This is a genomic window from Pseudomonas sp. TNT2022 ID642, from assembly GCF_028656995.1.
GTDB lineage: Bacteria > Pseudomonadota > Gammaproteobacteria > Pseudomonadales > Pseudomonadaceae > Aquipseudomonas.
This window is the reverse complement of the sequence record NZ_JAMDGW010000024.1, coordinates 17,597-31,618: the sequence shown is the minus strand read 5'-3', so window position 1 is coordinate 31,618 and position 14,022 is coordinate 17,597. Positions and strand designations below refer to the sequence as shown.

Sequence of the window (14,022 nt, the reverse complement as noted above, 5' to 3'; positions counted from 1 at the left end):
GGTATTGTGTTACTCAGGAATACGCAGAGTCTGCCCCGGATAGATCTTGTCCGGATGAGACAGCAGCGGCTTGTTGGCCTCGAAGATCTTGTTGTACTGGTTGGCATTGCCATACACGGCGAGGGAAATCGCGCTGAGGGTGTCGCCTTTTTTCACCACGACAAACTTTGCTGCAGCCACCACCGGGCCGGTCACGGTGATCTGATCATCCACGCTGCCAACCCCGGCAATATTGCCCACCGCCAGCAAAATCTTCTCTTTCTCTTCCTGACTCGCGACTTCACCGGTGACAGTCACTTTGTCGCCATCCACCGTCGCCTGCACATTCGGATTGCCCAGACCGACCTTGCTGATGTGTTCCTTCAACTGCTCACTGGCATTGGCGTTACCCGGGGTCAGAAGATCGAGCAGCTTTTCACCGGCTTCTTTTACAAAACTTAAAAGACTCATCGTGGTTCTCTCCATGGAATAAAGGGTCAGTCGTCCAAGCCTAGACCACCGCGGACAAACCCGGTTCCAAGCCGACCAATGACCCTGCCACCGCGCAAGCGGTAGAATCGCCCACCCCCGCCAACACCCGGAGCGAAGATGGACATCAAGCAGCTGAAATTCCTCATCGCCCTCGACGAAACCCGCCACTTCGGCCAGGCCGCCGCGCGTTGCCACATCACCCAGCCAACCCTGTCGATGCGCCTGCGCAGCCTTGAAGAAGAACTCGACCTGCCGCTGGTCAACCGTGGCCAGCGCTTCGAAGGTTTCACCGCACCGGGCGAGCGCGTGCTGGCGTGGGCACGTTCGGTGATGGCGGCCTATGACGGTTTGCAGGCGGAAGCGGCGGCGTGTCGCGGCAATCTGATCGGCACGCTGCGACTGGGCGTGGTGCCGCTGTCGAGTTTCGATCCGCTGCCGTTGATGCAACGCCTGCACAGCGCCCACCCGAATCTGCGTTTTGAAATGTCGGCGCTGAGTTCTGAACAGATCCTCGAACACCTGGCGAACAACCGCATCGATCTCGGCGTGTCCTACCTGGATCGTCTGGATCACGAACGTTTCGAATCACTAGCCTTCAATGAAACCCGCATGGGCCTTTTGTACGACCAGCGCAGCTTTACCTTCGGCGACGCACCGTTGAGCTGGGAATCGCTGATCGAACTGCCGCTGGGCATGCTCACCAGCGGCATGCATTTTCGCCAGTCCATCGACCACAACTTCCACAGCCGTGGCCTGACCCCGCAACCGTTGCTGCAAACCGACGCCGTCCATCAATTGTTACAAGCCGTGCACGGCGGTTTTTGCTGCGCGATCATGCCGCTGGATGGCGGGCTGGAAAAACTCACCGACCACCTGCGCCTGCAACCCATCGAAAATGCCCAGACCCTCGCCCCGTTGGGGCTGATCATGCGTCGCGGGGCGCCACGCTCAGCGCTGGCCGAGGCCTGTTTCGCGCTCTATCAGAAATCGCCAACGGCCTCTTGATCGACGGCATCTATCGATAGATCGACACTAGCGATTAGACGCGACAACTTGCCGCGCCTAGTCTTAACGTTGATCAAACCGTCGGTGATGCCATGAACGCCAAGCGCCCAGCCTGCGCGGCGCCTGCACTTGAAACGCCCGCGCCTGCCGCCAGCCAGACCTACAGTTACAGCGATTTACCCCGCGAAGAATCGGCCAGCACCGCGCTGGCCGAGGAAGTTGCGTTGGCGATCGCCTACAACGGCATCAGTCAGGCAGTGATGCTGGTGACACCGACCGACCTGGAAGACTTCATCGTCGGCTTCAGCCTCGGCAGCGGCATCATCATCGATGCCACCGACATCTATGACCTGCAATTGACCGGCGCAGGCTCCGCACAATATGCGCAAGTAACCATCGCCAATCGCGCGTTCTGGAACCTCAAGCAGCAGCGCCGGCAAATGGCTGGCACCAGCGGTTGCGGATTGTGCGGCGTTGAAGCGGTCGAGCAAGCACTGCCCGATCTGAAGGTGTTGCCCGGTGCGCCGTTGCCGCCGATTGAGTGGCTCGACGGTTTGCGTCAGCGCATCAGTGCATTTCAACCTTTGGGCCAGTACTGCGGTGCGGTGCACGCGGCGGTATTCATGAACGCCAGCGGCGAATTGCTGCTCGGGCGCGAAGACATCGGCCGGCACAACGCCCTCGACAAGCTGATCGGCGGGCTGATCCGCCAGAAGATATCCACAGAAGGCGGACTGGCGATTGTCACCAGCCGTTGCAGCCTCGAATTGATCCAGAAAGTCTTGCGCGCCGGCATCCAGACCCTGGTCAGCCTGTCCGCACCCACGGGCCTTGCCGTGCAATGGGCCCGTCGACACAACCTCAATCTCATCCACCTGCCGCAGAAAAGTGCGCCGCGGGTGTATAGCCCCGCGATGGAGAATCAAGCGTGAGCCAACATCATCAAGCCGACCAGAAACCTGTCCCGCGCTACAAGCCTTACAAAGGTGCCGCCGGCGGCTGGGGTGCCCTGATCAGTGTGGCCCAGGCCTGGTTGACCAGCGACAACGCGCTGAAAAACCTGCGCATGATGCTCAAGACCAACCAGAACGGCGGCTTCGACTGCCCGGGTTGCGCGTGGGGCGATTCGCCGGAAAGCGGCATGGTCAAGTTCTGCGAGAACGGCGCGAAAGCGGTGAACTGGGAAGCGACCAAGCGTCGTGTGGACGCCAAGTTCTTCGCCAAACACAGCGTCACTTCGCTGCTGGAGCAGAGCGATTACTGGCTCGAGTATCAGGGTCGTCTGACCGAGCCGATGGTCTACGACGCCGAAACCGATCGCTACAAACCCATCAGCTGGGACGACGCCTACACGCTGATCGCCAGGCACCTGCAAAGCCTGCCGAGTCCGGATCTGGCCGAGTTCTACACCTCGGGTCGCGCCAGCAACGAGGCGGCGTACCTGTATCAGCTGTTCGTGCGCGCTTACGGCACCAACAACTTCCCTGACTGCTCGAACATGTGCCACGAGGCCAGCGGTGTCGCCTTGGCGCAAAGCGTTGGCGTCGGCAAAGGCACCGTAACTTTCGACGACTTCGAGCACGCCGATGCAATTTTCGTCTGGGGCCAGAACCCGGGCACCAACCACCCGCGCATGCTCGAACCGTTGCGTGAGGCGGTGAAGCGCGGCGCGCAAGTGGTGTGCATCAACCCGTTGAAAGAGCGCGGTCTGGAGCGTTTCCAGCACCCGCAGCACCCGATTGAAATGCTCACCAACGGCGATAAACCGACCAACACCGCGTATTTCCGTCCAGCCCTCGGTGGCGACATGGCGCTGCTGCGCGGCATGGCCAAGTTCCTTCTGCAGTGGGAGCGCGATGCGCAGAAGGCTGGCGAACCTGCCGTGTTCGATCACGACTTCCTCAACGCCCACAGCGCCAACGTTCTCGAGTATCTGGGCGTGGTCGATGACACCCCGTGGGATCAGATCGTCGAGCAATCCGGCCTGACCCTTGTAGAAATCGAGCAAGCCGCGCGCATGTACGCCAAAGGCAAAAACGTGATCATGTGCTGGGCGATGGGCATCACCCAGCATCGCCATTCGGTGCCGACCATCCAGGAAATCGCCAACCTGATGCTGCTGCGCGGCAACATCGGCAAACCGGGCGCAGGCCTGTGCCCGGTGCGCGGCCACAGTAACGTGCAGGGCGACCGCACGATGGGCATCAACGAGCGTCCGCCGGTGGCGTTCCTCGATTCGCTGGAACGACGCTTCCAGTTCAAGGTGCCGCGCCACAACGGCCACAACGTGGTTGAAGCGATCCACGCAATGGCTGAGGGTCGCGCCAAGGTCTTCATCGGTCTGGGCGGCAACTTCGCCCAAGCCACGCCGGACAGCCCGCGTACCTTCGCCGCACTGCGCAATTGCGACCTGACCGTGCAGATAAGCACCAAGCTCAACCGCAGCCACCTGGCTCACGGTAAAGACGCACTGATCCTGCCGTGCCTCGGTCGGACTGACATCGACATCCAGACTGAAGGCCCGCAAGCGGTCACCGTGGAAGACTCGTTCAGCATGGTTCACGCTTCCAACGGTCAGTTGCAGCCGCTGTCGAACCAGATGCGCTCCGAGCCGTCGATCATTGCCGGCATCGCTGCAGCCACGCTGGGCAGCAAACCGGTGGACTGGAACTGGCTGGTGGCCGATTACGGGCGCATCCGCGAACTGATCGCCGACACCATTCCCAACTTCAAAGAATTCAACGAGAAGATCAAAAACCCGGGCGGTTTCTACCTCGGTAACAGCGCTGGCGCGCGCAAGTGGAACACGCCATCGGGCCGGGCCAATTTCCGCGCCAATATGCTGCCGAAAGATCTGGTGCACGAACGCACCCGCGCGACCGGACAACTGCCGGATCTGATCCTGCAATCGATGCGCTCCCACGATCAGTACAACACGACGATTTATGGCCTCGACGACCGCTATCGCGGGGTCAAGGGTCAGCGTGATGTGTTGTTCGCCAACGAGGCGGACATCATTCGTCTGGGCTTCCGGCCGGGGCAGAAGGCTGACATTGTTTCGATATGGGACGATGGTCGTGAGCGCCGGGTGAAGGGCTTCACCTTGCTGGCGTTTGACATTCCAGCGGGCCAAGCGGCGGCTTATTACCCGGAAGTGAATCCGCTGGTGCCATTGGAGAGCACCGGGGATGGCAGCCATACGCCGACATCGAAGTTCATTGCGATTCAGCTGGAGGCGGCGAGTGAGACTGGGTTGATCATGGCCAAATCTGCTTAATTCAAAATCAAAAGATCGCAGCCTTCGGCAGCTCCTACACCGGTTCCTGTAGGAGCTGCCGAAGGCTGCGATCTTTTCGCTTCTGCTTTTCAACCGCCCACAAAAAAGGCCGCTTTTTCACAAAAGCGGCCTGTCCGAAGTAGCTAAAGACCGGCAAAAAACAGTTAAGTTCCGGTGAAAAAACAGCAACTTGCAAAGTTGTATACAAGTCGTGTTATTCGTCGGATTTCGATTGTCACGCTTGTTACACAGCCTCAGGATCGGCGCCGTCATCCCTTTGAGGCTCCTCTATGAAGTTCTCCTCGATTCTCTTGTTGTCCCTTGGCCTGGTCAGTGGTTTTGCTTCCGCAGGCGGCACCACCGAAGCAGGTGTGGGCGGCGCATTGGGCGGGGTTCTTGGCTCGGTCGTCGGTCAGTCCTTAGGCGGCAATACAGGTTCCACCATCGGCGCAGCCTTGGGCGGCGCGGGTGGTAGTGCGGTCGGCGCCGACAAACGCAGCCGTGGCGAAGCCGCCATCGGTGGTGCGTTGGGCGCAGCCGGCGGTAACGTGGTTGGCCGCAGCATGGGCGGCACCACCGGCAGCCTGATCGGCTCCGCAGCAGGTGGCGGCGCCGGTGGCGCGCTGGGCAACTACATGGGTAACAAGAGCGATGACGACGATCGTCGTTACGACCGTCGCCATGATGATCGTCGCTACTATCGCGACGACCACCGTGGTCGCGGCCATGCCTACGGCCACCGCAAGCATCACAAGTACTATCGCCACCGTTAAGGCGAATGCTTGAACAAAAATCGCAGCCCTCGGGCTGCGATTTTTTTGCCTTTTTTAAACCACAAGGTATTCCAGTGCCTGCCGCAGCTGGGCGGGAATCGGCACTGGCTGGTTGCTCGCCCGATCGACGAATACGTGAACGAAGCGCCCGGCCGCACACGCCTCGCTTTCGCCGACCTTGAACACTGCCAATTCGTACTGCACCGAACTGTTGCCCAGCTTGCCGACCCGCAGACCGATCTCGATCAGATCCGGGAAGGCGATCGAGGCGAAGTAATCGCACGCCGAACTGACCACAAATCCCACCACCTCACCGTCATGGATATCCAGACCACCGACCTGAATCAGGTAGGTGTTCACGGCCGTGTCGAAGAAGCTGTAGTAGGTGACGTTGTTGACGTGACCGTAAGCGTCGTTGTCGTGCCAGCGTGTGGTGATGGGCTGGAAGTGTGGGTAGTCGGTGCGTTGAGGGGTGGACATGGTTGGGCTGATTCTCTTGTGTTTTCAGTGAGGCCGCTTGCCCTCACCCTAGCCCTCTCCCAGAGGTAGAGGGGACTGACCGAGGTGTTTTCTCGAAATACACCGACCTGATCCTTTCGAGTCGAACTCAAATGCTGAAACCCACGCAGATCGGCTCCCTTCCCCCTCGCCCCCTTGGGGGAGAGGGCTGGGGTGAGGGGGTAAGATTTTGACTTCAACACTAATCCTGAGCAAACCGCCTACCCTGCGCCGCCAACTCACCAATCAACCGCGCCGGTTTCCACTGATCGCCCTGCCGCGTCTCCAGCGCAAGCAAGCGCTGATGAATAGCCGCCAGCCCTTGCTGATCCGCCCAAGCCATCGGCCCGCCCTTGTCCGCCGGGAATCCGTAGCCATTCAGATACACCAAATCGATGTCGTGCGCCGATTGGGCAATGCCCTCCTGCAAAATCTTCGCGCCTTCGTTAACCAGTGCCAACAGACAACGCTCCAGAATCTCCTCCGGGCCGATCTCGCGGCGCTGGAAGCCCAGCCCTTCGCTGACCCGCAATACCAGCGCATCGACCTCAGGATCGGGCTCAGCCTGACGACTGCCTGGCTCGTAATGGTAATAACCATTGCCAGACTTCTGCCCGAACCGGCCCATCTCGCACAAACGGTTATCCACCTGTACCTCTGGCGCCTCCTGACCCTTGCCGGCCAATTCGCGCGCACGCCACTCCAGATCGATGCCGACCACGTCGTACATGCGAAACGGCCCCATGGCAAAACCAAAACCTTGCAGCGCCGCGTCGACCTGCTGTGGATAAGCGCCTTCAAGCAACATCTTGCGCGCCTCCAGCACATACGGGTGCAACATGCGATTGCCAATAAAACCGTGACAGTTGCCCGACACCACGCTGACCTTGCCCATGCGTTTGCCCAGCGCCAGCGCTGCATCCAGCACCGCTGGCGAAGTCTGCGCACCGCGAACGATTTCCAGCAATTTCATGATGTGCGCCGGGCTGAAGAAATGCAGGCCCAGCACTTGCTCCGGGCGACGGGTCGCCGCAGCAATCGCATCGATATCCAACGCCGAGGTATTGCTCGCCAACAGTGCTTCAGGCTTGAGCAAGCCATCCAGCTCACGAAAGATCTTCTGCTTCAGCTCAAGATTTTCGTACACCGCCTCGATCACCAGATCGACATTGCGAATCGCCGCGTAATCCGCCGCCGCACTGACCCGCGCCAAACGGGCATCCGCCTCGGCCTGATCAATCCGGCCTTGGCGCACGTTGTGTGTATAGGTCTCGGCCACGGTGGCGAGTGCCTGTTCAAGCATCTGTGGATTGTTATCCACCCATTTCACCGTCACCCCGGCATTGGCCAGGCACATGACAATGCCCCGGCCCATGGTGCCCGCGCCGATCACCGCGGCCTGCTGAATATCGAAGGATGTCTGGCTCATGTTGTTCTCTTGTTGGCGATCCAAAGACAGACCTCAACCATAGTCAGCCAACGACGTTTTTTGAAGTTTATTACCGTGATGATCGACATTCAGCGGATGGATAGAGCCCCCGCCTTGATGACACTTAATGTAGGAGCTGCCGAAGGCTGCGATCTTTTGATCTTGAACAAATCAACATCAAAAGATCGCAGCCTTCGGCAGCTCCTACAACGATCAGAGGTGCTCTTGCGCCCAGCTGCGGACTTCGCCGTAGGGGTATTCTTCCAACGCCGCAAACCCCGGAATCGCTCGCGCCTTGAGCTTGGTGAACAACGGCACGCTGATCCCGCACAAAAACCGTGTCAGCCGCTCCGCCGTCGGGATAACCCCGGCGTGCTGCTCATGCCTGTGGATAAAATCGCCGCACAGTGCTGCAAAGTTTTTATCCACAAGCGCTGGCAACTCCGGTGGTGCCGGCAACCGCGCAACCTGCCCGTGACACACCGAACAATGCCCACACTGCTCAGGCGCATTGCGATCCCCGAAATACTCGGCCAGGCGATAGCCCAGGCAGCGCTCGCTGGCGAAGACTTCAAGCATCGCGTGGATACGCGCGACTTCGGCCTGCTCATGCCGGGTGAAATATTCGTGCAGTTCAGCGCTCAGAGCATCGCTGTCGAAGTCGCTTCGCAGCAGGCTATAGACCTCGGTCATCTGCTTGCTTTCCAGTTCGACCCAGCCCTTCTCCTGAAAGTAATCCAGCGCCTTCACCACTCGATTGCGCTCGGCGGAATACTGCGCGTACATCGACTCGAAATTAACCGTGGCCCAAGTGCGTGCACGCGTCGAGGTCTGAATAATTGCAGCGACGAAATCCCTGCGCTCACCATCGAAACGTTCAAGCAGCGCTTCCGGTTCCAGCAGGTATTTGAAACGGTATTCGGCGTAATAGGCGTAGCGCGGCGCGATCAAACCGCGCAGTTCCAGCTGCACCAGCAAAGTCTTCAGCGGCAGTGCGCGAATGTTGCTCTGATCCGCCAATGGCCCGAGCAGAAACTCCCACTGCCCTTCCGGCACCGAAGCTTTCAACTCGTCGAGTACATAGCGAATGCCGTCGCGCTCCGGCGTATCGCCGTAGACGAAGTTTTCCAGCACGTTGAGGCTGTCGCGATTGGCCAATACCAGACAGTCCGACGGCTGCCCGTCACGCCCGGCACGGCCGATTTCCTGACTGTAGTTTTCGATGGATTTCGGCAGGTCGAAGTGCACGACATTGCGGATGTCACTTTTGTCGATGCCCATGCCGAAAGCGATGGTCGCGACGATGCAATTGGATTGCCCGGCCATGAAGCGTTTCTGGATCGCTTCGCGTTTGTCGTGGGCTAAACCGGCGTGATACGCCTCTGCCTGAATGCCGTTACGCTCAAGGTGTTCGGCGATGTGTTCAGCGGTCTTCTGCAAGGTCACGTAGACGATGCTCGGTTGCCCCGGCCGCTCGGCCATCCACTCGACCAGACGCCGACGCTTGTCCTGGCCACGTACCGGCTCCACCAGCAGATTGAGGTTGGGCCGATAGAAACCGGTGGTCACCACATCTTCAGCGGCGATAGCGAATTTGGCCTGCATGTCGGCGATGACTTTCGGCGTGGCGGTGGCCGTCAGCAGCAAGGTTTGCGGGATGTTGAACTGGCGCTGATAGTCCGGCAACTTCAGGTAGTCGGGGCGGAAATTGTGGCCCCATTCCGAGATGCAATGCGCCTCGTCCACCACCAGCAGCGAGATCGGTACCTGCTGCAAAAAATTGCGAAAGCGCTCGTTCTTCAAGCGCTCCACCGAGATCATCAAAATCTTCAATTCGCCCGAACGGGCGCGGGCCATCACATCATTGGCGTCATCGCGGCTCTGCGCCGAATCGATGCTGCCGGCCGAAATACCGTGTCGCTGCAAGAAGGCCAGTTGATCCTGCATCAGCGCCAGTAACGGCGAGACCACCAACGTCAGGTGCGGCAGCATCAGCGCCGGCAATTGATAGCAAATCGACTTGCCGGAACCGGTGGGAAAAATCGCCGCCGCCGAGCGCCCGGCAAGCACCGCGCTGATCGCGGTTTCTTGACCGGGTCGAAACTGTGGAAAACCAAAAACCTGTTCCAGGGTGTTGTGCATTCGCTGTCACTCCATTGACTGCTGCCATGCCAACAGCCTAGCGGGCGATCGCAGCGAGTCGAGAAAAGGTCGGGGCCAAATCGATTCGGAATGATACAGCGGATGCCACGAACACCGGGGGACTCTGTGGGAACGAGCCTGCTCGCGAAGAGGCCAGCCGCCACACCACAAAATTAAAAAGTCAGGGACGCAAAACCGCCACCCGCAACTGCTCATTCAGCATCTGCTCATGCACGCCTTGGCTCTTGCTCGCCCACAGCGCATGAGCCGGGCTGATGTCGCCGGTGAATGCTGCCGCTAACTGGCGCAGGTCAGCGACGCTGCGCACACGCGGGCAGAACGGTTGTTCATCACAGTTCTGACTGGCATTGCGATAGGTGCTCAACAAGCCCTCCCAGAGGCCGTCGCGCACGTGGCGAATCGACTTCAGTTGCACGTGCGGCACACCGAGTCGCTGCTCAAGCCCTTCCTCATCCAGTGCTTCGCTGGCCAACAGGGCTTTGGCGAACATCAACACCTCACCGCGCGACGCCGTGTCCATGCTCGCCTGGCTGATGATTGCCTCCGGCCAGTCGGTGCGATCGAGACGATCCAGCACCCATGCATTGCCAACGTCAGAGGCCATGGTCAAACGGCAAGTGCTCAGCCCTAACAATAAAATCGCGGCCATTCGTAGCCAGTGCATACCTAATTCCCTTTAAGCGCGTGTCAGACGTTTGGAAACGCCCTACAGATTCTGGCGCGCACGATACAGCGGTTTACCGCGAATCGCCTGACAATCACGTAGGAATTATTACGCCTAAGGGTTTTGGCCTGAAAAAGCTGCGAAAACACGTAGGGCATTTCCTCAAAACACGGAAAAACCCCTACGAATGCTGTCCATTGCGGCTGTCTTGTTCCACAGAGAAACGCCCTTCTATAGTGACCGGCGCAGCTGCAAACAATCCGCCGGCCCGCCCCAGCGCCTTCGAACAGGACACGCCTCACCATGATCAACCGCTATCGCCCGCTCAAGACTTGCTACAGCGAAAACCCGGTACTGCTTATCGACAGCCACTCAAGCCAGACGGATCTGATCAATGCCGCCGATCAGCGTTTACGCGCGGCCGGTGATTTGCTGGAAACGCTCTACTGCTTATGTTTCAAACAGGCTGACGTGAAAGATATTCCCAACATCGTTAACGCGCTTTATCTGCTGGTGCAGGATGGTTGCGACTTGCTTGAAGTGGCCAAGCAGAGGCCAGCGCAGTCGGCGTACAACTAGATCACTCCAGGTCAGCGCTATATCTCCTTGGGCAGGAATCCAACAATGAATGTTACGAACGATCAGTTCGATCCACCGAGTGAAGAGGATGCCTACACGGCTTGGTTCATCCGACAGGTTCAAGCCAGCCTGGATGATCCTCGCCCCGGCATTCCCGATGAGGTATCCAGAGCATTGATGGCTGATAAACGCGCTCGTTTAAAACAGAAGGTCGATCAGCGGCGATGACCTATCAAATCTACGTCCCGTTCCTACAAAGACAGACTCCTTGTCTTCTATCGGCTTCGTGTAGCTGATCTCTATAGTCGTGGCTGTCGCTGCTAATCAGCGGCTCAGGTTTGGTCACCTGAAACAGAGATAACTGATGCATGCCCTTGTATGCTGCCAGCACATTCTGTCGGCACGCTTAATGGCGGCTGTGTTTGGGACGCTTCGGCGTACCGGGTTATCTCTGCCGGTTTGACCAACTTGAACACAGCCCGCCTCCACCGCTTGGTCACGGTAGCAGCGGTTTTTCGATACCTTCAGAGATATCTAAAAATGAAAACATGGAATCAGTTTCTTACCGAACGCTACCGCCCACTCGAATCCAATCTCACCGACACCAAGCCTCTGCTCATCGATACAGCCGCCAACCCGCAAGACATCCTCGAATGCGCCGTCCAGCGCCTGCGTGCTTCAAGCGACCTGCTACGCACCCTCTACTGCCTCAGCTTCAAACAAGCCGACGTCGAAGACATCCCCCACATCACCCACGCCCTCTATCTGCTGACGCAGGATGGCTGTGACCTGCTGCAGGTTGCGCAGCAGCGGATGCTCAACTGGAAAGCTCCGAGCGGAGCTTGAGTGATCACACCGCTCTCACCTATCCGTCGAGAGCGGTAAATAGGGCAATTAACCATCGGAGTAACCATGAGCAAATTTTTTGATGAGCTGATGGAAAGCGTCCAGGAAATGGACGAGATCTTACGCAGAGAGCGTCGCGCTTCCAGTCCGACTTTTACACCGAACACAGATGACGAGACCGCGTTGTCGTTTGAACAAAAGCAAGCCTACTTCGACAAGGTACGCCGTTCGAACTATCTGGCCAGCCTTCATCTTGAAGGTTTTGACACCCAGCGCACCGATACAGACAAGACGCTTCCTTTGCGTGAGTCAGCGCTCGAGAAACACCGTAGAAACAAAAACTGACTGGAAATCACAGATGCCATAAGTGGCAGTATTCTGGCTGTATACGTTAAAAACAGTTGGAATAATGCCATTTAAAAACTCGAACACTGCAGATTCGACCACCCCTGCATTTTTCATCTTAAGTGCTATTATTTTGGCAGTTAAGGTTAAAAAATGAAGGAATACTGCCACATGGCCAAAAAAACAGCGCCGCTTTTGCCCTCTACTGCTCGACTTCTGGTCGACTTTGGCGAACGCCTGAAGCTGGCTCGCCTGCGCCGCAAATTGACGGCCAAGCAAGTCGCTGAACGATCTGGCATGTCGCTGACGACCTTGCGCAATGTGGAGACGGGAGGATCAGGAGTGACCATCGGCGCCTACCTTTCGGTCATGCAAGTATTGGGGTTGGAGAAGGATCTGAACAAACTCGCTGCAGCCGATGAAATGGGTCGCCAGTTGCAGGATGCGCAGCTAATGCCTGCATCACGCGCCGCGACCAAAAAGCCCCAGCGAGTGCGAGGAGTCAGCACGGCAAAAAATGGCCCATCCGAAAATTCCGGGAGCTCAGACGTCATCGACGCCGCGACTACCACGAAAATTCCGGCTGACTTCCCTTTCAACACACACTCACTCTCCAGCCTTTTGAAGAAGAAAAAGGCCGGCCCCCCAACAGGTGAAGAATGACGCTGATTGCTGTTTATGCAGACTGGGAATCCTTGAAAGGCGCCAGACGCCTCGGATTTCTGCATGCGAGGAAAACACGCAACACCAACGTGTTCGAATTTGAGTACGACCCGAAAGCGTTGGCCGATCCTGAGTTGAATCTCACAACGCTAGACCCTCGAATCGGACTTTTTGAAGGCCGCCAATTCCCTGGCCAACATCAGACACGTTTTGGCGTCTTTGCAGATTCAAGTCCTGATCGCTGGGGGCAACTGCTGATGAAACGCCGCTTGGAAAGGGACATTCGCGACGGCTTGATTCCCAAGGACAGCAAGCTGTTCGAATCCGATTACCTGCTTGGCGTGCACGACCTTTTCCGTGTCGGCGCCCTTCGCTACAAACTCAATGAAGAGGGCAACTTCCTCGACGACCGCGACGGCGTTGCAGCTCCACCCTTTGTCGAGCTACGCGCGTTAGAGCAGGCAAGTCTCGCCCTGGAAAACGATAGGGACAACACAGCCAGCGAGGGCCGCGAATGGCTAAGAATGCTCATTGCACCCGGCGGCTCACTGGGCGGCGCAAGACCGAAAGCCAGCGTCGTCGACGAGTTCGGTCAACTGTGGATCGCCAAATTCCCAAGTACGAGAGATGACTACGATGTTGGTGGTTGGGAATTTGTAGTAAACGCTTTGGCGCTCAACTGTGGTCTACGTGTTGCGACCGGCATGGCCCGACGCTACGCAAGCGATCACCACTGCTTCCTGGTGAAGCGTTTCGACCGAACCGAACACGGCGGCCGACATCACTTCGCATCAGCCATGACCATGACAAACCGCGTCGACGGCGACGACGCCTCAACCGGCGCCAGCTATCTAGAGTTAGCGGAAGTCATCATGGAACACGGCTCGGAACCCAACACCGACCTCCGTGAACTCTGGTCGCGAATCGTCTTCAACATCCTGGTCTCCAACACCGACGACCACCTGCGAAACCATGGTTTTATTCTGGATCCTGGTCGGGGATGGCGGTTGTCCGCAGCGTATGACATGAATCCGGTGGCACATGCGGATGGGTTGAAGCTGAACATCACTGATTCTGACAATGCGCTGGACTTGGAGCTGGCGAGGGAAGTCGCGGGGTATTTTCGGGTTAGTCGTGAGGACTCAACACATATCATTGAGCGCATTCAAGACGTGATCCGTCTTTGGCCGGAGATCGCTAATGCGCTTGGGATGTCCAGAAGTGAGCAGGAAAGGATGGCGCTTGCTTTTCGTACCTTCTAATCACCCACAAAAAAGCCGCCCTCAAAAGGCGGCTTTTTCATTCGCTA

Annotated in this window: 15 protein-coding genes; 10 read left to right on the top strand and 5 right to left on the bottom strand. The window is 58.0% G+C overall.

Translation table 11 applies throughout. From position 1 onward, the window contains the following. Window positions 1–9: 9 nt before the first annotated feature. A complete protein-coding gene (lysM, locus tag M5G26_RS22965; RefSeq protein WP_105706156.1) occupies window positions 10–450 on the bottom strand; it encodes a peptidoglycan-binding protein LysM in 441 nt (146 codons plus the stop codon). A 138-nt stretch (window positions 451–588) separates the two neighbouring features. Between lysM and M5G26_RS22960 the strand changes: the two genes are divergently transcribed. The 4 genes from M5G26_RS22960 (at window position 589) to M5G26_RS22945 (ending at window position 5,526) form a co-directional block, all read left to right on the top strand. Then, window positions 589–1,476, top strand: a complete 888-nt coding sequence (locus M5G26_RS22960; protein ID WP_273916559.1) for a LysR family transcriptional regulator — start codon at window positions 589–591, stop codon at window positions 1,474–1,476. Between the two features lie 92 nt (window positions 1,477–1,568). Beyond that, window positions 1,569–2,408 carry a formate dehydrogenase accessory sulfurtransferase FdhD gene (fdhD, locus tag M5G26_RS22955; protein ID WP_007909076.1) on the top strand — a complete coding sequence of 280 codons (840 nt, stop codon included), beginning with the start codon at window positions 1,569–1,571 and terminating at the stop codon, window positions 2,406–2,408. Then, a complete protein-coding gene (locus tag M5G26_RS22950; protein ID WP_273916558.1) occupies window positions 2,405–4,753 on the top strand; it encodes an FdhF/YdeP family oxidoreductase in 2,349 nt (782 codons plus the stop codon). The genes fdhD and M5G26_RS22950 overlap by 4 nt, the downstream gene beginning before the upstream one ends. A 290-nt stretch (window positions 4,754–5,043) precedes the next feature. After that, window positions 5,044–5,526 (top strand): glycine zipper domain-containing protein, encoded by a 483-nt coding sequence (locus tag M5G26_RS22945; RefSeq protein WP_016986401.1) that lies wholly within the window; start codon window positions 5,044–5,046, stop codon window positions 5,524–5,526. Between the two features lie 54 nt (window positions 5,527–5,580). On the opposite strand, the gene M5G26_RS22940 is transcribed toward M5G26_RS22945, so the two are convergent. The 4 genes from M5G26_RS22940 to M5G26_RS22925 all read right to left on the bottom strand — a co-directional run bounded on the left by M5G26_RS22940 (window position 5,581) and on the right by M5G26_RS22925 (window position 10,280). Continuing rightward, window positions 5,581–6,006, bottom strand: coding sequence for an acyl-CoA thioesterase (locus tag M5G26_RS22940; RefSeq protein ID WP_273916557.1), 426 nt, complete (start codon window positions 6,004–6,006; stop codon window positions 5,581–5,583). Between the two features lie 220 nt (window positions 6,007–6,226). After that, complete coding sequence (locus M5G26_RS22935) at window positions 6,227–7,453, bottom strand: 3-hydroxyacyl-CoA dehydrogenase (protein ID WP_273916556.1); 1,227 nt, start codon at window positions 7,451–7,453, stop codon at window positions 6,227–6,229. Between the two features lie 213 nt (window positions 7,454–7,666). Then, window positions 7,667–9,595 carry a RecQ family ATP-dependent DNA helicase gene (locus M5G26_RS22930; protein WP_273916555.1) on the bottom strand — a complete coding sequence of 643 codons (1,929 nt, stop codon included), beginning with the start codon at window positions 9,593–9,595 and terminating at the stop codon, window positions 7,667–7,669. Window positions 9,596–9,776: 181 nt separating this feature from the next. Further along, on the bottom strand, window positions 9,777–10,280 hold the full coding sequence (locus M5G26_RS22925; RefSeq protein WP_273916554.1) for a polysaccharide deacetylase: 504 nt from the start codon (window positions 10,278–10,280) through the stop codon (window positions 9,777–9,779). 303 nt (window positions 10,281–10,583) lie between these two features. Here M5G26_RS22925 and M5G26_RS22920 point away from each other — a divergent pair, with 303 nt between their 5' ends. The 6 genes from M5G26_RS22920 (at window position 10,584) to M5G26_RS22895 (ending at window position 13,975) form a co-directional block, all read left to right on the top strand. Continuing rightward, complete coding sequence (locus tag M5G26_RS22920) at window positions 10,584–10,859, top strand: hypothetical protein (RefSeq protein ID WP_123449446.1); 276 nt, start codon at window positions 10,584–10,586, stop codon at window positions 10,857–10,859. A gap of 45 nt (window positions 10,860–10,904) precedes the next feature. Then, complete coding sequence (locus M5G26_RS22915; protein ID WP_273916553.1) at window positions 10,905–11,087, top strand: antitoxin PaaA2 family protein; 183 nt, start codon at window positions 10,905–10,907, stop codon at window positions 11,085–11,087. Window positions 11,088–11,399: 312 nt separating this feature from the next. Next, the gene (locus tag M5G26_RS22910) at window positions 11,400–11,705 is read left to right on the top strand and encodes a hypothetical protein (protein ID WP_134176210.1); all 306 of its coding nucleotides are present in this window, start codon (window positions 11,400–11,402) and stop codon (window positions 11,703–11,705) included. A 183-nt stretch (window positions 11,706–11,888) separates the two neighbouring features. Further along, window positions 11,889–12,050 carry a YhfG family protein gene (locus M5G26_RS22905; protein WP_166674972.1) on the top strand — a complete coding sequence of 54 codons (162 nt, stop codon included), beginning with the start codon at window positions 11,889–11,891 and terminating at the stop codon, window positions 12,048–12,050. A gap of 171 nt (window positions 12,051–12,221) precedes the next feature. Beyond that, entirely contained in the window at window positions 12,222–12,713 is a 492-nt protein-coding gene (locus M5G26_RS22900) for a helix-turn-helix domain-containing protein (protein ID WP_134176208.1), read from the top strand. Further along, the gene (locus tag M5G26_RS22895; RefSeq protein ID WP_273916552.1) at window positions 12,710–13,975 is read left to right on the top strand and encodes a type II toxin-antitoxin system HipA family toxin; all 1,266 of its coding nucleotides are present in this window, start codon (window positions 12,710–12,712) and stop codon (window positions 13,973–13,975) included. The genes M5G26_RS22900 and M5G26_RS22895 overlap by 4 nt, the downstream gene beginning before the upstream one ends. Window positions 13,976–14,022: the final 47 nt, after the last annotated feature.